This window comes from Mycobacterium simiae, assembly GCF_008370645.1.
Taxonomy (GTDB): Bacteria; Actinomycetota; Actinomycetes; order Mycobacteriales; family Mycobacteriaceae; genus Mycobacterium; species Mycobacterium simiae_A.
In genome coordinates this window covers 1-391 of record NZ_VTZN01000565.1, presented here as the reverse complement: position 1 = coordinate 391, position 391 = coordinate 1, and the positions used below count along the sequence as shown (strand labels likewise).

The 391-nt window shown below is 81.6% G+C and carries 1 protein-coding gene; it reads right to left on the bottom strand.

All coding sequences use genetic code 11. The features are described 5' to 3' along the window. The coding region (locus F0Q45_RS28440; RefSeq protein ID WP_188113214.1) for a hypothetical protein at nucleotides 1–391 on the bottom strand (391 nt) is incomplete at both ends.

Genomic DNA, 391 nt, shown 5'->3' with positions numbered 1-391 from the left:
CTGGTGCGGTGGGCGTGCTGCCGTCGGCACCGCGGGCGCCGGTGCTGGAGCCGGTGCCCCCGGCACCGCCGGCCCCGCCGGCACCGGGGTTGGCGCCGTTGCCGCCGGCACCCCCGTTGGGCCTGACCGAGTCCCCGGCAGCCCCAGCCGCGCCATTGCCCGCCTGGGCCCCGGATCCGCCGTCGCCGCCGGCCCCACCCACACCGGCAATGCCGTCCGCGCCCAACAGCCCGGCTCTGCCGCCCGCACCGCCGTTTCCGCCGTTACCGCCGGTCCCACCGGCCCCGCCAGCACCACTGTCGCCGCCCGCGGCGCCCGGGGCGACGGCCGCGACGCCGTCGCCACCGGCACCGGCGTTACCGCCGACCCCACCAGCGCCACCGCCACCCCC